The 19840-nt window shown below is 30.8% G+C and carries 20 protein-coding genes and 1 pseudogene; 6 read left to right on the forward strand and 15 right to left on the reverse strand.

All coding sequences use genetic code 11. From position 1 onward, the window contains the following. Positions 1–79: 79 nt before the first annotated feature. The gene (locus CLOPA_RS18240) at positions 80–1531 is read right to left on the reverse strand and encodes a DHA2 family efflux MFS transporter permease subunit (RefSeq protein ID WP_015616902.1); all 1452 of its coding nucleotides are present in this window, start codon (positions 1529–1531) and stop codon (positions 80–82) included. A 125-nt stretch (positions 1532–1656) separates the two neighbouring features. Here CLOPA_RS18240 and CLOPA_RS18245 point away from each other — a divergent pair, with 125 nt between their 5' ends. Beyond that, a complete protein-coding gene (locus CLOPA_RS18245; RefSeq protein ID WP_015616903.1) occupies positions 1657–2550 on the forward strand; it encodes a LysR family transcriptional regulator in 894 nt (297 codons plus the stop codon). 373 nt (positions 2551–2923) lie between these two features. Here the strand turns inward: CLOPA_RS18245 and CLOPA_RS18250 are convergent, their stop codons facing one another. Beyond that, the gene (locus CLOPA_RS18250; RefSeq protein ID WP_015616904.1) at positions 2924–3292 is read right to left on the reverse strand and encodes a carboxymuconolactone decarboxylase family protein; all 369 of its coding nucleotides are present in this window, start codon (positions 3290–3292) and stop codon (positions 2924–2926) included. Positions 3293–3373: 81 nt separating this feature from the next. Here CLOPA_RS18250 and CLOPA_RS18255 point away from each other — a divergent pair, with 81 nt between their 5' ends. Next, positions 3374–3742 carry a MerR family transcriptional regulator gene (locus CLOPA_RS18255; protein ID WP_015616905.1) on the forward strand — a complete coding sequence of 123 codons (369 nt, stop codon included), beginning with the start codon at positions 3374–3376 and terminating at the stop codon, positions 3740–3742. A gap of 115 nt (positions 3743–3857) precedes the next feature. Here the strand turns inward: CLOPA_RS18255 and CLOPA_RS18260 are convergent, their stop codons facing one another. From CLOPA_RS18260 to CLOPA_RS18265, 3 genes are all read right to left on the reverse strand, one after another. After that, positions 3858–4118 carry a hypothetical protein gene (locus CLOPA_RS18260; RefSeq protein WP_041711601.1) on the reverse strand — a complete coding sequence of 87 codons (261 nt, stop codon included), beginning with the start codon at positions 4116–4118 and terminating at the stop codon, positions 3858–3860. 206 nt (positions 4119–4324) lie between these two features. Beyond that, on the reverse strand, positions 4325–4459 hold the full coding sequence (locus tag CLOPA_RS26550; RefSeq protein ID WP_015616907.1) for a hypothetical protein: 135 nt from the start codon (positions 4457–4459) through the stop codon (positions 4325–4327). A 201-nt stretch (positions 4460–4660) separates the two neighbouring features. Next, entirely contained in the window at positions 4661–5035 is a 375-nt protein-coding gene (locus CLOPA_RS18265) for an HIT family protein (RefSeq protein WP_015616908.1), read from the reverse strand. A 354-nt stretch (positions 5036–5389) separates the two neighbouring features. Between CLOPA_RS18265 and CLOPA_RS26865 the strand changes: the two are divergent. The 3 genes and pseudogenes from CLOPA_RS26865 to CLOPA_RS18275 form a co-directional block, all read left to right on the forward strand. Further along, positions 5390–5485: pseudogene (locus CLOPA_RS26865) on the forward strand (IS607 family transposase); the annotation flags it as partial. Beyond that, positions 5463–6626 (forward strand): RNA-guided endonuclease InsQ/TnpB family protein, encoded by a 1164-nt coding sequence (locus CLOPA_RS18270; RefSeq protein ID WP_015616910.1) that lies wholly within the window; start codon positions 5463–5465, stop codon positions 6624–6626. The pseudogene CLOPA_RS26865 and the gene CLOPA_RS18270, both read left to right, overlap by 23 nt. 160 nt (positions 6627–6786) lie before the next feature. Next, positions 6787–7029 (forward strand): DUF4351 domain-containing protein, encoded by a 243-nt coding sequence (locus CLOPA_RS18275; protein ID WP_041710973.1) that lies wholly within the window; start codon positions 6787–6789, stop codon positions 7027–7029. Positions 7030–7139: 110 nt separating this feature from the next. Here CLOPA_RS18275 and CLOPA_RS26265 read toward each other — a convergent pair whose 3' ends face one another. Further along, positions 7140–7379, reverse strand: a complete 240-nt coding sequence (locus tag CLOPA_RS26265) for a DUF202 domain-containing protein (RefSeq protein ID WP_347460081.1) — start codon at positions 7377–7379, stop codon at positions 7140–7142. A gap of 449 nt (positions 7380–7828) precedes the next feature. Between CLOPA_RS26265 and CLOPA_RS18280 the strand changes: the two genes are divergently transcribed. After that, complete coding sequence (locus CLOPA_RS18280; protein WP_015616911.1) at positions 7829–8416, forward strand: metallophosphoesterase family protein; 588 nt, start codon at positions 7829–7831, stop codon at positions 8414–8416. A gap of 65 nt (positions 8417–8481) precedes the next feature. On the opposite strand, the gene CLOPA_RS18285 is transcribed toward CLOPA_RS18280, so the two are convergent. The 9 genes from CLOPA_RS18285 to CLOPA_RS18320 form a co-directional block, all read right to left on the reverse strand. Next, positions 8482–10371 carry a BMP family ABC transporter substrate-binding protein gene (locus CLOPA_RS18285; RefSeq protein ID WP_015616912.1) on the reverse strand — a complete coding sequence of 630 codons (1890 nt, stop codon included), beginning with the start codon at positions 10369–10371 and terminating at the stop codon, positions 8482–8484. Between the two features lie 179 nt (positions 10372–10550). Continuing rightward, the gene (locus CLOPA_RS18290; RefSeq protein ID WP_015616913.1) at positions 10551–11252 is read right to left on the reverse strand and encodes an aspartate/glutamate racemase family protein; all 702 of its coding nucleotides are present in this window, start codon (positions 11250–11252) and stop codon (positions 10551–10553) included. Positions 11253–11447: 195 nt separating this feature from the next. After that, positions 11448–11645, reverse strand: coding sequence for a cold-shock protein (locus CLOPA_RS18295; protein ID WP_015616914.1), 198 nt, complete (start codon positions 11643–11645; stop codon positions 11448–11450). Positions 11646–11837: 192 nt separating this feature from the next. Continuing rightward, positions 11838–15074, reverse strand: coding sequence for a DEAD/DEAH box helicase (locus CLOPA_RS18300; RefSeq protein WP_015616915.1), 3237 nt, complete (start codon positions 15072–15074; stop codon positions 11838–11840). A gap of 115 nt (positions 15075–15189) precedes the next feature. Continuing rightward, positions 15190–15657, reverse strand: a complete 468-nt coding sequence (locus tag CLOPA_RS18305; RefSeq protein ID WP_015616916.1) for a ribonuclease H-like YkuK family protein — start codon at positions 15655–15657, stop codon at positions 15190–15192. 535 nt (positions 15658–16192) lie between these two features. Beyond that, positions 16193–17041, reverse strand: coding sequence for an AraC family transcriptional regulator (locus CLOPA_RS18310; protein WP_015616917.1), 849 nt, complete (start codon positions 17039–17041; stop codon positions 16193–16195). Positions 17042–17411: 370 nt separating this feature from the next. Further along, on the reverse strand, positions 17412–18335 hold the full coding sequence (locus tag CLOPA_RS18315) for a sugar phosphate isomerase/epimerase family protein (protein WP_015616918.1): 924 nt from the start codon (positions 18333–18335) through the stop codon (positions 17412–17414). A 1-nt stretch (position 18336) separates the two neighbouring features. Then, on the reverse strand, positions 18337–18468 hold the full coding sequence (locus tag CLOPA_RS26555) for a hypothetical protein (RefSeq protein ID WP_278246001.1): 132 nt from the start codon (positions 18466–18468) through the stop codon (positions 18337–18339). Between the two features lie 22 nt (positions 18469–18490). Continuing rightward, positions 18491–19591, reverse strand: a complete 1101-nt coding sequence (locus CLOPA_RS18320) for a Gfo/Idh/MocA family protein (protein WP_015616919.1) — start codon at positions 19589–19591, stop codon at positions 18491–18493. Positions 19592–19840: the final 249 nt, after the last annotated feature.

Genomic DNA, 19840 nt, shown 5'->3' on the forward strand with positions numbered 1-19840 from the left:
TCTTCTTACCTATATTATATCCAAATTTTATAGAAACTTCATCATTTATTTAAATGAGCTTTTAGCGTACCTTTCATCATCAGCTGACGCGTTTAATTTTAATAGCATTACTCTTTTCTTTTGAAATCGCAAGGTACAAACCCAATATAAGACATATTATAAATAAAATTCCGATAACCCTCAAATTAAAATTTATTGAATAAATAAGATCCCCTTTAACATTTGAGTTGCTTAAAGTTCCTATGCCCACAATCACTTTTGAAACTAATGCGGGAGATATACTAACTTCAATTATCAATATTACCAATGTCTGACTTAACGCTCTTCCCACATTTAAAACTGTATAATACATGCCTGATGCTGACCCGACGCTATCTTTAGGAGTAGCTGAAAGTATGGTTTTAGCCATTGAGGGCCATGCTATACTGTTAGCTATTGACATTATTATCAGTGGTATAACCAGAGCCGGAACAGATAATTGAGGCCCAAGATTTCCAAGTGTAAATGACATTACAGCAAGGACTGCAATTCCTGATACAATCATCCTCAGTGCCCCAAACCGGTCTGCAAATTTTCCACCTAATGGCCCCATTATAAGCTGTGGTATTGATAGAGGAATAATTAGCATACCTGCATTCATGGGGCTTAATTTCAATGCACTTTCTAAATATAAAGTTAACAGCAGAGGCAGTGAAAAATAGGCAATACAATAGCTGAGAGTAATTATTAAACCTATTGTATAATTTCTGTATGATAGCAGATTAAAATCAAACAGAGGATTTTCTACACGGAGTTCAATAATAACAAAGGCACTCCATAGTAAAACAGCAGCTATAAATAGTCCAATAGTTGGCACAGACAGCCATCCTGAGGATTGACCTATTGAAAGTGCAGCCATTACTGATACTAATCCTAATCCAAAAGTTAATACTCCTAGCCAATCAATCTTTGCCTTAATACGAACCTCTGTATTTTCCATAACTAAAAAAGCTCCAGCTATACAGATTATCAAAAATGGTACTGTTATGAAAAACATAGAACGCCATCCAAACCGGCTGATTAGAGCACCTCCAACTACCGGCCCCGCTACAGATCCAATGACCCATGAGGTAGCATTAATACCTAAAGCAAATCCAAGCTGCTCCTCAGGGAAGTTCTTGACTATAGTGGGAGTTGCAGTTGAAACAGACAGTGCTGCACCGGCTCCTTGAATTAATCTGAAAATAATTAAAGTAACTCCGGAATTTGCAATGCCGCAGAAAATTGTACTTACAGTAAATATAATGAGTCCCAGTATAAAAATAGGTTTTGTTCCCAGTGTATCCGCCAATTTTCCCGCTGGCAGTAAAAATACGGAATTGGAAATAATATACCCTGTAATAACCAGTAATCCTTCCACAACTGTAATATTAAGACCTTCCATTATTTTAGGCAGACCTATTACAACAATGGTGGAATCCAGATTTGTAATAAATGCAACTAAAGTAACAACAATTAAAATACTCCATTTGCGTGATTTTGAATTTATCATATAAGTCCTCCTCTTTCTTACTGTTTTCTATTTACATTTTACAAGATAATATATATCATGTAAAATGAATATAAATGATATAATAGTTCATTTTTAATGATTTATATTTATAAGGAGTGAAATTAGTGGAAAGTAATGAATTAAGAATTTTTAAAGCTGTTGCTGAGGAAGGAAGTATTACAAAGGCTGCACAAACTTTAGGTTATGTTCAATCAAATGTGACAGCAAGAATCCAGCAATTAGAGGCAGAACTAAAAACACAGCTGTTTTACAGACAACATGGAATGATACTAACTCCTGCAGGTGTAAAACTATCAGTCTATGCAGAAAAAATAATACATTTGCTTGATGAGGGAAAAAAGTCACTGAATGATTCTGCTGCTCCTTCGGGAAGTTTGTCAATTGGAGCTAATCATACTCTTTCTTCTCTAAATATTCCAAGTCTGCTATCGCAATACCATAAATCTTATTCTCAGGTTAATCTATCCCTGACAACAAGTCACTCAGAAGATCTTATTTACAAAATTCTTCATTTTCAGTTGGATTGTGCCTTTGTAAACATATTTTCTATTAAAGACGACAGCATTGTAAAGGAACTTATATTTGAAGAAAATCTCGTACTTATTTCCAATCTTGAATGTAATAAGATTGAAGATTTATTTTTAAAATCTTTTTTAATGTACCCAACAGGATGTTCTACCAGAGCCCAACTTGAAAACTGGCTTAGATTAAATGGTGTTACCAATATACGATTTATGGAATTTAACAATCTTCACTCTATTATAGAAGGTGTACTGGCAGGTCTTGGAGTTTCATTTGTACCTAAGTCTGCTGTTAAAAAATATATAGAAGAAGGTTCCATTAAATATTTTACAATACCTTCCCAATACAGCACTACAAAGACTTTTTTTATAAGACATAAAGATTCTCTAAAGACAAGCGCACTGACAAAATTTATTGATCTAATTGAATTAAAAACACCTTACGGAAAACTTTTTCCAATTAATTTAAACACATAACATTGCTACCTCCCCCCTTCTAAGACCAGGTGTTCGTCACCTTTCTCCATCTGGCAATCCTACTTATGTTTGAAGGAAATTTAATTATCTTCCAAACGGCCATCCACCATTAATATTCAGTATCTCTCCGTTTACATAGGAAGCTTCAGAGGAAAATAAAAACCATACAGATGCGGAATGGGAATTGAACTTATTCACGAATCGGCAAAGAATTTATGGGACGACATTGTATATAAACCGTTACGCGGTATAAATCATTATGCCTACCAATTATCGTTTGCTTGGAGAAAAGAAAATAAAATATATACTAAATAAGAGCTTAAAATTCTTTATTTATAAGAATTTTAAGCTCTTATTTGTTAAGTGGTGATTATTAATTATCCAAAAAAATCTCCTTTGCAACTGAAACAGCATTTAGCACTCTTGGAAAACCAACATAAGGGATACACTGTAAAAAGACTTCTATAATTTCTTTCTCTGATATTCCTACATTTAGTGCTCCATTAATATGAACCTTTAATTGTTTTTCGCATCCACCTAATGCTGTGAGCGCAGATAAAGTAACAATTTCTCTTTGCTTTAAGTCAAAGGTTGGTCTAGTATAAATGTCTCCAAAAGCAAATTCAATGATATATTTTCCAAGGTCTGGAGCAATATCTTTAAGAAACTCTATTACCTCTGCCCCTCCTTTTCCATCAACCTCTTTAAGCTTATTTAATCCTTTTTCATATCTATTTTCCATAATTGAATTACCTCCTTTTTTCTGATAATATTATCATATATGCTGGAGTTAACTCCATGTCAATAGCGAGGTGATTTTATATTGAATTATTATATTGGAGAGTTTTCTAAAAAAGTTGGTATGAGCATTGATACCTTACGATATTATGAAAAAATTGGTTTGATCTATCCTAAAAGAGATAGTATTAATAAAAGAATATATTGTGAAAAGGATATAGCGTGGCTAAATTTTATAATTCGTTTAAAAGAAACAAATATGCCCATTAAACAGATCCAATATTATGCTAAGCTGCGCTATCAGGGAGACAGCACAGTAGAAAAACGTCTGGAACTTTTAGAAGAACAAATGGATAGATTGAATATGGAGAAGAAAAAAATAGAAGAAAATATAATACATTTAGATAAAAAAATTAATACTTATAAGAAAATGATTAATAAAAAAAATGATTAGTATCTCTATATTAGATTTTATCATTTTGTATGAAAACTTTTAATATAATGTGGAGGAATAATTGGATTAAAATAAATAGAGCCTATATACTTTTTACATCCATCCAAGACTTTAATCATTGCTGCTCAATTCTTATTCCTCTAACATTACCGTTTTCATCTTTATCCAGTGAAAATTTAAATTTTGCGTTATTGTCTATATAATTTGGATCGTTTTTATCTGTTACTTTATATGTATTAGTTTTAGTATATTCTGTAAAATTATTTGACTTTGAGGTCTTAACTAATATAGGTATATTATTTGCATATACAACTCCTGCGGCAGCCCCTATAGACGCTCCATTTAATACTACATTATCATACATTGAAAATTGCATTTTTGGGGTAATAAATGAACTGTTTTTTACTCCTTCACTTATGTACCAATTAGAGAAAGACTTTGAAATATGTGTACTTAGTAATGCTGCTCCTATGATACCTATAATCAAAATTATTTTAAATTTTTTTATGATAATACGCCTCCATATTTTAACAGTTTTATACTTATACAAAAAATAAAATAATTCTCTCAAAAGGAAGATCACTATTTCTTTTTACGAAAAAATCTTAATATTAAATATAGCCTAAATAGAATTCCATTAATACCATATTTCTCTTTTTTCTTCTTTACCTTTTTAGGTTTATAATCAGATCTCATATAATCTCGTTCACTTAGCATATTGAACCCCCATTACATAATCATATATTACTTTTCTTTATTTTAAGGTATTTTAATAAAAAGGACAAGTATTGACATGAAATTAAGATATAGCCTAAAACTAGCTTATAATGAAAATTATTTTAATAATTCTTTTAGTATTTGCATTTACACCTCAGCATCTACTTGTAACCCATGAGATATTTTATTAAAACAACCTATCTATCCATCATATCTAACCAATGCCTCTTTAATGTTCCTCACTCCACCCTTTGGATTTTCCACATCTCCTTTATACCTTGGAATTAAATGTACATGTAAATGCATCACAGTCTGCCCTGCATAGTATCCTACATTTACTCCAACGTTATAACCCTCTGGCTTTAGTTCCTTATCTATGTTTTTCTTTACCTTATGCATCAATGAATATATATCTTTAATTTCTTCCTCTGTTGCTTCAAAGAAGCTTTCAAAATGTCTTTTAGGAATTATTAAGACATGACCTTTATTCACTGGGAATTTATCATAAATGGCAAAGGCCGATTCATTTTCTGCTATGTACTCTCTCTTTTGGTATTCACAAAATATGCAGCTCATAGTATACCTCCAAATATGCATATAAACATTGCGATAATTAGTCGTTATTTCTCTTTATTCTTATTATAATGTTATTTACACATTATTTTAACAATCTTTTTGCCATTTCTTGTTAAAATTACTTTTAATATAGGCACTTTATAAGATAATCAAAAATCTTGTTGGATAATGTGTCTAGTATTGAAATAATTTTCAGAACAAATGTTCGTATAAAATCCTCCTTATCTGGAAATATTAAAAACATCAGTAAAAAATAAAAATTTTCTAGAAAGGAATAATCTAAATGGATTATAATAAATATGAGGATACAGTATTTAAAAAGGCTATGGGAATATTTCAGCAAAGTGCAGTTGACTTCTTCAATTTTTTAGTTGCAGAATTTATGGTTTAAAAAAATATAAGAAAAAGATAAAGGAAGTTGAAGAAGTTGAAAAAAGCATACAAGATTGAAATTAAACCTACTAAAGAACAAAAAATTAAAATTCACCAAACCATTGGGGTAAGTAGATTTATTTATAACTTTTATATTGCTAACAATAAAGAAACTTATGAAATAGATAAGAAGTTCTTTAGTGGTATGGATTTCTCAAAGTGGCTTAACAATGAGTATATTCCTAATAATCAAGATAAAGCTTGGATAAAAGAAGTATCTTCTAAAGCTACTAAACAAGCCATTATGAATGGTGAAAAAGCATTTAAGAAGTTTTTTAAAGGTGAAAGTGGTTTTCCTAAATTTAAAAAGAAAAAGAATCAAGATATTAAAGCTTATTTTCCTAAAAACAATAAAACTGATTGGACTTTAGAAAGACATAGAGTTAAAGTGCCCACATTAGGATGGATTAGACTAAAAGAGTTTGGATATGTTCCGGTTGACTCAATAGTTAAAAGTGGTACAGTAAATCAAAAAGCTGATAGATACTATATTTCAATTTTAGTTGAGGAAGATATTAAAATAAATGAAGGACCTTGTTCAAAAGGAATAGGGATTGACTTGGGACTTGAAAATTTTGCCATTTGCAGTAATGGCTTAACTAAAAAGAATATTAATAAAACAACAGTAGTTAAGAAGTTAGAAAAAAAATTAAAACGTGAACAAAGAAAGCTTTCAAGGAAATATGAAAGTTTAAAATTGAGAGATAAAAAAATGAAAGGAAAAGCTGCTCGTCAAAATATTCAAAAACAAGTAGTTAAGGTACAAAAACTTCATCAAAGACTTGCAAATATAAGAACTGACTATATCAATAAAACAGTAAGAGAGTTAATAAAGCAAAAACCAAGCTTTATAACAATTGAAGATTTAGCAGTTTCAAATATGATGAAGAATAGGCATTTAGCTAAGGCAGTTGCTGGGCAAAAATTCTATGAGTTCAGAACTAAACTTATTTCAAAAGCAAATCAGAATAACATTGAAATAAGAATAGTTAATAGATTTTATCCAAGTAGTAAAACTTGCAGCTGCTGTGGAGCATATAAGAAAGATTTAAAAATATCTGATAGAGTTTACAAATGTGATAATTGCAAGACTGAGCTAGACAGGGATTTAAATGCCTCAATAAATTTAGCTAATGCTAAAGAATATAAGACAGCTTAATCAACCAAGCACTTATGTATGTACCGAAGGCTATTTCGGGAATTAACGACTGTGGAGTGCTATACAAACTGTAGTAGCTTAGGCAAAGCAGAGTACGTTGAAACAGTAATAATCTCAATATGGATACTTTTGACCATATTTTGAGTAGCAGAGGATAACAATGACTGAAATAGGACGAATGATTAGAGATGAAGGTAGAGAAGAAGGCAGAAATGAAGGCCTTAAAGAAGGTATGGTCAGAGGGAAATCAGAATTAGTTGTAAAACTATTGATAAAAAAATTCAAAAAAGTACCGGATAACTACATTGAAAATATAAAAAATCTTTCAGATGATACCCTTGAAATTATCGCTACAGATATATTTGATATGTCTAAAATAGAAGATTTAGAAAAATATTTTTAAATATTTTTTTCATTTCAAAAAACTAAAAAATGAGAGTAGATTCACCTACCAGTGAATCTACTCTCATTTTTCATCATCAATTCATCTTAAATTTCCGAGGTTGAATAAGTTTATTTATACAATACATTATTCAACTTTTTATTCATTTTTTTATACCTGTATATTCCTAAAACTATGGGTACGATACCTAAAAAAATACAAATTATTCCCAGGACATAAGTAAAGATGTCATCAAATAACTTTATTAGTGAAATAGCTATAATTATTAAACTGATTCCTGTTCTTATGTATGAAAGTAAAGTTCTTTCATTTGCTAATGCTGTCCTGTCGGCGGCTAAGAAACCCTCAATATCATTTCATTTTTATCGAAATTATAAATTGTATCTTCATTTTTATCATCTATTTTACTCATTAATTCCCCAATTTCTAAAATAAGATAGGATTACCTAGTACTAATAATCTTTTTCTTTCTAAAAATCAGGATTTTTCACCTCAGCTTTCTTTATAATATTTTTATTTTATCACAGAAAAAAACTTCATTACAATCTATATATTTTTCAAAATATAGGGTTATCTGATGGCTCCTTGCAATATTTACAATGTCCATCAATCACATACTAAAACTAAATATTATTTTTAATTTTCCCATTTTACTTTACCCAACACTAACTATTGTGTAATGCATTTACCAAATTTTATACTCTTTCTATCTTTTTAAATACTAAAACTATGATATAATTAAGTACATATACTGTGTCCTTTTTTAGTTCATATCAATTGCTGGAAAGTAGGTTTTTTTATGAAAATACTTTTGGTTTCAGATACAGAGTCTAAATATATTTGGGATTTTTTCTGCAAAGATACCTTTAAAGATATAGACCTTATTATATCCTGTGGTGATTTAAAGGCAGATTATCTAAGCTATTTAGCTACTATGATTCATGTACCAGTGTTTTATGTTCACGGTAATCATGACCACTATTATATTGAAAATCCACCGGAAGGCTGCACCTGTATAGATGACAAGCTTATTGTATATAAAGGTATAAGAATTTTAGGCCTGGGTGGCAGCATGAAGTATAAGAATGGTCCTTTTTTATATACAGAAAGCCAAATGAGTAAACGGATACAAAAGCTTAAGCTTAAACTCTTCCTAAAAAAAGGCTTTGATATCCTTGTATCCCATGCTGCTGCAAGTAGCATTAACGATGATAACGATTTATGTCATGAAGGCTATGTTAGTTTTAATAATCTTTTAGACAAGTATTCTCCAAAATACTTCTTCCATGGCCATGTGCATATGAATTATGGTAAAAAACCTAGAACAACTGTCTACAATAATACTACAATTATTAATGCCTATGATTATTACATTTTAGAATATTGATAACGTTAACTACCAACACTTTGTAAACTATGATAATCATTCATTATTATCAACATTAACACAATTTATTTATCCACATATTCCTCTACTTCAACATTATCCACAAACCAATTCATATTGAGAATTTCATAGGGAGTAGCCTGCTGGTCTTCATCAATTCTCAGTTTTCCCCCATTATCACAAATTGGTCCTGTAAATGGATTGAATTCATTTGATATAATCATTTTCTTCATAGCTTCAATAAGCTTTTGCACTGATATTGGAACATATTTCTTGGAATAATATATATCCACAACACCTTCTGACATACCATACCAAAAGTTAATTAGTTTAGAATTAGAATTAAACATATCCACAATGGTCTTAAAGCTGTCATTCAATATATTATTTAAAATTTTTTCATAATATACTCCCCAATTCCAGATGGGAGCCGCAAGATATTTATCTGGTTCTTTGCTTCCTTTGTCAAAACTACAGAGCATGGAGTATACCCCAAATTTTTCAGTTTCAGCTCTTGCTACCTTAAGATTTCTATTAGAAATAACATCGCAGTTCTTATTGAGAAGTGTTGCTTCAACATCGGTAAACTTATCGTGACTATTCCATTCTCTAGTCCATGCAACCTTTACCTCAGCATAGGGGTTCACAAGCTTAGCTCCTAGTGCAAAGGAATTAATTGCAGAAATCACCTCTGAAGAAGGACTTGTTGCAGAATATCCTATTATATTTGTTTTTGTCACAGCCCCTGCTATCATGCCGGCTAAAAATCTGGCTTCATAGACTCTCCCAAAATAGCAACTCATATGCTTATAAGGTGTATCATCTGAACAATTAAAAAATTTAATCTCCGGATATTCCATAGCGCATTTCAAGGTAGCATTCCTGAATATAGGACTAGTAGTAAAAATAACATTATTCCCCTCTTCTGCAAGGGATTTTATATATTCATAATCAAAGGCATTCTCAGGTACTTCTTGAATATACTTTGTGGTAATCTGATCAGAAAGTCTATTCTCTACATATTTCCTGCCAAGCTCATGACCATAGGTCCAGCCTGAGGTTTTAATGCTTCTGGCATAGACAAAAGCCACCTTTAATTTTTTAGGTAAAGTTATAAAATTAGATATGCCTGATAGCCTTTTAGTTGAATCTTTTTGAGAATTTGTCTGAATTTCTATACTCTTATCTTTAAAATGAGTCAATTCCTTCATAAGCTGCTTTAACCTATTAGAAACTTTCCCCTCATTTAAGGAATCATTTATACCATATAAAGAAATATATTCCAGGAAAGCATCTCCTGTGGTTACAGGAAGCTTACCCCCACCCATCTTCAGATATATATCTCTAAAGGTATCATATTTGAATTTTTTAAAATGTTCATACTTATCCTCTTCCAAGTAAAGCTTTGGATTATATGCATCAAGCATATGCGAAAGCTTATTAAAACTATGTTTTTTTGTAAACCATATGGAATTGAGCTTTGTTTTATTATAGAAATCCAGGAATTCATAATATATAGTATTGGTTAAATCTTCTTTCCTTTTCTTTGGTACAAGTCTTATTACCTCTCCCCTGATAGAAAATGCCTTTAAAAATTTTAGTACACTTACCCTTTTATTTCCCTCAATTGCATAGAAATAATTAAGATATTCGTATACCTTTATTGGCTGATTTATACCTTCCTCCAGATGACTTTCATATAAAGCTATCCATTTATTTCTAAATTCTGATTCATTATCAATTATTGGCATGAAGCCTTTTGAGAAAGCAGTACTTCTAGAACGGGAATAGGTTCCAACTATTTTTTTTAAAGGGATTTCAAGAATACCTAAATTCACATTAGCAACGATTTCTTCACCTTTTAATATTTCATCAAGGCACAGCATTGGACTTTGTAATTCTTTTTTGCCTCTCTTCACTGCATCTCTATATTGTTCCTGTGCATTTAATTCCATATCCTCACACCTCCCATATAACCCCTAATAGAAACATATATTAATTACTTTATTATATAAAATTATAATCTAAAGGAAAGAAATTATATATAGATTTATAAATTTTTCTGTAGATATTTAGCTGTTTCTCTTATGTCACTAAGAAATTTAAATTCATAATAACTCATATATTTTCTTACTTAAAATTCACCATTATTCTTCATTTCCTCTATAATTCCATCTACATGTATATCTACTGTATTTAAAAATGGAATATTTAAATCTCCATCTTTTAATATTATTGGTATCTCGGTACAGCCTAAAATCACTCCATCAATGAATTCCTCTTTTATCATTCTGGTGATTATATTAAGAAATCCCTCCCTGGTTCTTTTATTAATAATTCCATTTTCCAGCTCAGTGAATATTCTTTGCTGAATATATTCCCGTTCGGCCTTTCTTGGCACTATAATATCTATTGCACTTTTCAAAAAGCTATCCTTGTAAAAAGGTTCTTCCATGGTAGTAATTGTTCCTAAAAGCCCTAATCTCTTAAGTTTTAATTCTTTAGCTCTTTCACGAGTTTCCTCCACAATACTTAGTACAGGCATCGGTGCTAATTTCTTTACTTTATGAAAAACTATATGTGGTGTATTTGAAGATATCACTCCTATACTAGCCCCTGCTATATACAAATTATTGAGGGACTCTACTAATATATCTACAAGTTTATACCATTGCTTTGTAGATATAAAATTCAAAACTTCCTGCATATCTATGCTATCTATGATTATTTTAGGATAACTTCCATCTGTTTTCAGTTTTTTATATTTATATATTAAACTCTTATAATAATCCACTGTAGATTCCGGTCCAATTCCGCCAACAATTCCAATTTTCATCTTTTTCACCGTCCTAATTCTCACTATAACCTAGGCATCTTGAAAAATATTACTTTATATATTTATATTTTATGTGAGAACTACGGACTAAGTACTTAAATTATAGCTTCAATTCAAAAGTAATGCAGCAAAATTTTGGACACTAAAAAACCCCTTAAAGATTAATTAATCTTTAAGGGGCTAAATATCTACTAATTAAGCAATAGTGATATTTTCAGCTTGAGGGCCTTTTGGTCCTTCAACTACATCATAAACAACTTTTTGACCTTCTTCAAGTGATTTATAACCTTCTGCTTTTATTTGTGAAAAGTGTGCAAAAACATCTTTTCCATCTTCTCCTGTAATAAAACCAAAACCTTTTTGAGCATTAAACCATTTTACTGTACCATTCATTCGATGTGTACCTCCGAAATTTTATTTTCTTAAACTCTTTGTAATAATACACCAACAAAATTTCGATATCAACATACTATAATTCTATAATACTAATTGAAACTATTTGTGTTACATTAATTACGATTCATTTAAGCTTTACTTCATTATAACATCATATATTTTATATGTCAAGTAAAAATGTAAATTTATTTACATAAATAAATTTACCAATTCTTCTTCAGATAAAGCTGCAATTCCATCACTACTGGAAAGTTCATCTCCAAGTAAGCTGTCTATAAGTTTCTTTTTCTCCTCCTGCAGTGTTATAATTTTTTCTTCTATGGTTCCTTTGGCCACAAGCTTTATTACTTCCACTGCATTTTTCTGCCCTATTCTATGTGCTCTATCTGTAGCCTGTTCTTCTACTGCTGGATTCCACCAGGGATCAAAATGAATTACCACATCTGCTGAAGTAAGATTTAGTCCTGTTCCTCCTGCTTTTAAACTTATAAGGAAAACAGAATTTTTACCTTTATTAAATTCCTCTACAATCTTCATTCTGTTTTGTGAGGATATGGAGCCATCCAGATAACTATAATCTATACCCTCTGCAGTTATTCTTTTACCTATATTCTTAAGTACGGAAGTAAACTGAGAAAACACAAGTATTCTATGACCTTCTCCTACGCTTTGAGTTAAAAGCTCTGCCAATGCTTCTATTTTAGCACTACTTCCCCTATAGTTTTCCATTATTATAGAAGGATCAAGACATAATTGTCTCAGTTTTGTAATATATGCAAGAATCTCTATTTTACTATTTTTGAATTCATCTTCCTCTACCTTCTTTTTAATGAGTTCCACTGCATGCTTTGCATAGGTTCCATAAATCTTTTTCTGCTTATCCTCAAAATTAACCATCATAGTCTTTTCTATTTTATCTGGTAATTCTTTTATAACATCCTTTTTCTTTCTCCTTAGAATAAAGGGATTTATAAGTCTGTTAAGATCTTCAATAACCTCTGGTTCTTCCTTAAGTTTTTTATAATACCTTACACTAAATTTCTTTTCATCGTACAGATATCCAGGCATTACAAAATCAAATATGGACCATAATTCCATAACAGAATTTTCTATAGGTGTTCCCGATAAGGCAAACCTTGTTTTTGCATTTATCTTTTTTACAGTTAAAGCATTTTGAGAATGAGGATTCTTTATATATTGAGCTTCATCCAAAAAGCAGTAGTGAAATTCTACATTCTTATAATTTTCCAAATCCCTTTTTAAAATGTTATATGTAGTTATAACAGCATCATATTTATCTATATTTTCGATTAATTCCTCTCTATCCTTTTTATTACCGTTAACTGCAGCTACTTTCATATTTGGAGCAAATTTTTCAAATTCATTGGTCCAGTTGTATACCAGCGAAGTAGGTACTACGATTAAAGATTTACTTCCTTTATTTGATAACAAAAAAGCAATGGCCTGAAAGGTTTTTCCAAGTCCCATTTCATCTCCCAGTATACCTCCAAAGCCTAAATAATCTAAAGTTTTAAGCCAATTATATCCTACGCGCTGATATTCTCTTAAACTTCCAATTAAATCCTTTGGTTCTTTAAAAGCAAAGCTTTCAATTTTCTTTAGCTTATCTCTCACCTTTTTAATTTCTGGCCTACCCTTAATGTACCTAATTTTATTTTCCTCTATATATTTATCTAAATAAATACTTTTATTTTTAGGTATTTCAATATGATTTCCCTTTATATTTTTATTTGAAACTACATCTAAAAGCTTTAAAAATTTTCTAAGCTCTAATTCCTCTAAATCCAGGTATTCCCCACTTTTCAGTTTGTAATATTTAAGATTATCTCTAAAGGCTCTCAGTATTGAAGCAGTTTCTGAGGCTGGTATATCACCTAATTTGAAATCCAGTTCAAAATAATTATATTTTCCAGTTCTAATATCTCCACTGATGTTTTTAGTATTAATAGATTTGATACCTTTAAAATTTTCAGAATAGAATACCTCTCCTATTTTCTGGAGCCTTTCTACTTCACTCTTGAAAAATTTAAAGATGTAGTCCTCTCCCCATACAAGATAAAATTTATTATTTACTTCCTCAAAGCCCATACTTCTAAGTAGTCCCATAATTTCCGCTTCTTTTTTTGAATCTCTATATATGACTTTTTCTGTACAATCCTCAAATATATTAAATTCAAAAGCCCCATATTTAACTTTCAAAGTAAGCGAAATATCCTTTCCATCTTTATCAAAATAAAATTTAGATTCACATTTTTCCTTTATTATTTTATTTCTTATGGATTGAGATAAACTAATCTCCTCTGACAAAAAATTCAAATTTGGAATCAAATTTCTCAGTATTGCATTTTCTTTTGAACCAGATAATCTCACTGCCTTAGCCTCATTAAATACAGTAAGATAAGGACTTATTTTACTGCAATATTCAAAGCTTGGCAGATATATAGATGTTCCATAAAAGAACACATTATCTCTACTTCCTAGTACAACCGGCATACCACCTGGCAATTTAAGTACATAATCTTCCTTTACCATCTTTAAATCAAAGTCTATAGGCGGAGGACTCTCTAATATTTCAGTTTCAACACATCTATACAGAAAGCCTTCATTTAGATATACTCTATGTTTTTTTACTGCCTGAAAGAATTCTCTTACTAAATAATCTGGTATATGTATGTATTTACCATCTATATTTGATTTTCTCATTTTACTGGAACGTCCAATTGCTCCATTTATACTTACAAGCATCTGGATGAAGTCAATCAATCCTTTATCCTTTGTGCTGAATTTATTTTCTGTCATACTGAGAGTAAAGTTTTTCCCATAGTTTATGGGTATATTATTATAAATAGCTAATAAGAATTGACTTATATCCTTTAACACATAGAGATTATTTGAATTCATATAAGTAAGCCCTATTTTAAATTCTGCAGAAATACTATGACTCCATTGATCTCTATTAATATAAACTTCTATTTTTATTTCTTTCTTGCCCTTCTCATTACCTAAAAGTATATCCAAAGTATCCACACTGCTATTGGATTTCAATAATTTTTCAACTTTTGGTGCATTTAAAAGAGGATGCTTTGCCAGTTCATCTACTACTTTATAAAAAGTAGCTACTAAGTGCTTGCAGCAATAATTTTGCTTATGTTCATTATTTTCATAATCCATACAGCTGCAATAAGTTGAAACTATATTCTTATTTACAGCATCCATCTCAATGTGAGTTTTATATTCACTAAAAAGGTTCTCTGAAATCACATTCCCTTTTATGTAAATAAGTTCTCCTTCACTTTCAAGCTTTATAGAAGAAACTAAATCATTATCTATAATTCTTAGTCCTTTAGAGTGATTTTTTCCACTAATCTGTTCATTGAATATTTGTAGTAATAAATTTCTATCCATTGTATCACCTTAGTAATTATCATTTAATTTTACTTTTGTCAAAATAAATTCAGTTTTCCTTGTATACTTAAAAATATCTACCCCATATTTGCCTTGTTATTTATTTTAAGATAACCTATTTGCTGATTCTATCAGCTATACATGAGGCTGCATATGAGTAGGGCTTAATCTGATATTTATATCCAGTTCCTGTAATCCACCCAGTAATCTCACTAATCAATTCAAATGTTTTACCATTTTTATTAGTTCCAATATCCACATGAATTTCTATATCTTCCTTTATATTAGCTTTTTCAAAGCTTTTAGAAAGTTTTGAAGCAAGCTCTAAGCTTAGCGCAGTTTCATAATATATCTTTTGTCTAACATTAGTTATTTTAGGAACATACCTTATTTCGTAAAAGAAAATACCACCTCTACCAATCCTATGAATTGCCACAACTACAACTACTTTAGTTAAACTTCTATTCTGAGAATCTGTTCCAACGGTGATTTTGTATTTATAATTCTTGTCGCTTAATATGAAACCTTTTATGCAATTTACCATTTCATTAACAGAAACATTACCAAAGGTCTTGCTATACATTACTGTATACCCCCTAAAACATATTTTTTAGAAATTTCTCCATATTAATTTTTGCAACAAACTATTAAATAATCTTTTATTCCATGACTAGTGGCTGTAATACTGTAACCGCCACAGGTCCCTGGATAATTCATCTAAACTTAGCAGGAATAGAAACTCCTATTAAATAAGATTCATCAATAAATATACTATGAATTATTAGTACATTTGTTTCATTCACTTATAACTAGATACTTCAGGTACATTCAAATAAATCACTAGTCAGCATCTTTGACTTACTATTTATTTTCATATGCCTTATTCCTATTTTTTAACTATTATATTTATTATACTTTTTTAAATATTTACTGGCTATACTCTAAATTATACCATTAATTTGCTCAATACTAGTAAAAACTTAGCCCAAAAAGACTTGTTAGATTAAATTTAATCTAACAAGTCTATAATTATCCATACTAAAAAATATTATAAAATAAATAACTCTTAAAATTTTGTATATGCATTAGCAAATTTTTCAACATTATTGTTTATAATACTATTTTACAGCTTTTCTGTACTCCATAGGTGCACAGCCCTTTAAATCTTTAAATACGCGATTAAAGCTTTTAACGCTATTAAAACCTGATTTATATGCCACTTCAATAATAGAGTCCTCTTTATCCATTAAATACCATTCAGCCTTGGTTATTCTAAAATTATTCAGATAATCTAAAAAAGTCATACCAGCATTTTCTTTAAAAAATCTTGTGAAATAATATTTACTAAACCCTGCAACTTTTGCAATGTGATCCAAATCAATATGATTTTCATAATTTTTTTCTACATATTGAAATACCCTATCAAGTTTTTGCAATTTCTCTCTTTGTCTACTTTCCTCTTCCAATGAATACTCCATTTTTGGCATATATCTAAGTAATATACCTGCCAAATCATATAAGCGTGCCTTTAAGATAAGCTTATAGCCTTCTTTAGCTTCACTGTTTTCATGAATAAGTTCCCTTATTTGTTTTTCCATTAGAGCATGAATTTCACTTTGCTTTGTAAAACGCTGAGATTTAATAAACATTAATTTTATAACCCTTGTATCCTTTGTTCCAGAAAGAAAATTATCGTATATGGACATTCTAAATTGTATAACTGCTCTTTTGCTAAATTCCATCTGTTTAAAGAAATAATGTACTTCTCCCGAACCTATAATAAGTATATCTCCAATTTCAAGTTTATATATATGGCTGCCTACCCCAACTTTAATGCTGCCTTCTACAATATATATAATTTCAATATCTTCATGCCAATGATGCGGAGTACTCATATATCCATCATTAAAAAACAGTCTAAAAGGAAATTCCGGTTCTAATACAGTTTTTTCAAGGCTCCCCTGCATATTTCCCTCCAAAAATTCTTTATCCCATGACTAGTTGCTGTAATACTCCACCTCCTAAAGGTGGAGATAACAGCGGCACGCCCCTGGATAATTCATCTAAACTTTGGCTGGAATGCAAACTCCCAGCAAGTAAGATTCATTGATTAATTACTACTATAATTCTATTTTAGTCCTATTTTTACCGGATTCATAGATGCTGTATATCATTTTTTGAGTTTTTATTGCTTCCTCCCCGGTAATATCAGGCTGTATTCCAGAACTTATAGCATCATAGTAATTTTTTATCTGCCTTTTATGACTTGTTCCCCAATATCCCTTTGCTCCATTTCCGTAGTCAAAGACCTCTTCTGGATTGTTATCTGCAATTAGGCTACACTAATTTCTTAAGATAATTTATTCCCAAAGATAAACCTTCCTTTACCTTTTCCTCACTGCCTTCATAAAGTGGATCTTCATGTTCAATACTTATAACATCATCGTAACCTATTTTTCTTAATTCATTTACAAAAATCTTCCAATCAATCTGTCCAAGGCCAGGCATTCTATATCTCCAGTATCCACTATCTTCGAAACTGACATTCAGCTGCTTATTATACACCCCATATAATTTTAATCTGTCTTCAAACACTTCAGCATCCTTTGCATGAGTATGGAATATTCTATCCTTAAATTCTTTAATAGGACTGATATAATCCATGAGCATTGAATGTAGATGAGACGGATCATAATTTAATCCAAAATTCTTATTCGGAACTCTCTTGAAGATTTCTCTCCAAAGTTCAGGTGAATAAGATATGGTTCCTGGTATTCCTTTAATTTGCCAGCCAGGCATTGCACAATTTTCAATTATTACCTTTATTCCCCTATCCTCAGCGTACTTAACTAAATCGCTAAACACTATCTGAAACTCATCAAGGTTCTCCTCTATAGTCTTATCTATATTCCTTCCAATAAAAGTTCCCACTGCTGGAACTCCAAGCTGCACTGCAGCATCAACACATTTTTTGAAATGATTATTTATCTTAGTTCTTTTATTTATGTCATGGTCTAAATTATTATCATAGTAAGCTAATGAGGAAATTGTCAATCCATATTCTCTAAAATATTCCTTGATTTCCTCAGCTTCCTTTTCAGTAAAATTATCTACGTCTATGTCGCAGCTTGAATAGTCTCTATTATTGGATGCTGGCCAGCAGGCAATTTCAAGTGACTTAAACCCCTGTTCACTTGCCCATTTTGCTTTCTCCTTAAGTGGTATACTTCCAAGACTTACTGTTAATAAACCTATATACATATTAAAACACTTCCCATTCTAATTTTTTTAAATTTTCATAAACTGTCTCCACTACTTTTCTTAGTGCGCTCTTAAAATCCGCAGCTGTTTTATCCTTGATACTGTATAATTGCAGACCTATTGATAAGCACATAAAAACACACTTCCCCTATATTCTAATTATTCAGGTAAACTGGTTCTCCCCTTTTAGCTGATTCATATATTGCCTCTAGTATTTGGGTAACTACCAATGCCTGTTCCGGTTTTACTATAGGCTCTTTATTTTCTAAAATACATTGAACCCACTGCCTTGCCTCCAGCTCCGCAGGATCTTCTGAATCTCCATCATAGAATGCAACTCCACCTGCATTTAGATCAACCTTTGTTTCATATAATCTACTGAACTTCTCTCCATTTATTCTAAGACCCTCTGCCATATCTGCTCCGCCTTCTGTTCCACAAAGAGATGTTTGAGCTTCTCCAACATCTAGACTATTTATTGCCCAACTGGATTCTAGAACTATAGTTGCTCCATTTTCCATAGTTATAAATCCGAAAGCTGAATCCTCTACGGTAAATTTAGCAGGATCCCAGGGTCCCCATGCATTTGCCGCATTTTCTTTGCCTCCAAGCTTATGATATATATTGCCAACTACGTATTTAGGCTTATAATTGTCCATCATCCATAGTGTTAAATCAAGAGCATGAGTTCCTATATCTATTAATGGACCTCCACCCTGCTCAAATTCATTGAGAAATACTCCCCAGGTTGGAACTGCTCTTCTTCTTATGGCGTGTGCCTTTGCATAATATATTTCTCCTAATTCCCCATTTTCACAAACCCCATGAAGGTATTTTGAATCTCCTCTAAAACGATTTTGATAGCCTATAGTAAGCTTCTTGCCTGTACGTTTTGCAGCCTCAAGCATCTTTCTTGCTTCTTCTGTAGTTTTTGCCATTGGCTTCTCACACATTACATGCTTTCCAGCTTTCAGTGCATCTACAGTTATAAAACTATGAGATCTGTTAGGTGTGCATACGTGAATAACATCGATACTTTTATCCTTTAACAATTCCTTATAATCTTCATAAACTTTAGCACCTTCTGTACCAAACTCCTTTGCTGCTTTTTCCGCTTTTTCTTTTTTAATATCACAAAATGCTGCCATTTCAACCTGTGATATCTTTGATAAACTTGGCATGTGCTTACCATTTGCAATACCTCCACAACCTATAATTCCAATTTTTATTTTTTTGTTCTCACACATATTTTCCATAACATCTCCTGACTTTTAATTTCACTGGGTTTACAACTAAAAATCAGTATTTTCACTTCCTTTCTTATTAATATATAGTTCTGTGAATAAAAATCTTTTTTCTATAATCTTATGCTTAAAAACTATGATTTAAAATTCAAGTTTAATTCTTAACGTTTACATATATGATTTTATAACAGAACTGTTTTAATTACTGCTCATGTATTGCTCACTTATTCTCAAATATTGCTGTTTTTAGATATCTAAAAA

It is taken from the genome of Clostridium pasteurianum BC1, assembly GCF_000389635.1.
GTDB lineage: Bacteria > Bacillota > Clostridia > Clostridiales > Clostridiaceae > Clostridium_I > Clostridium_I pasteurianum_A.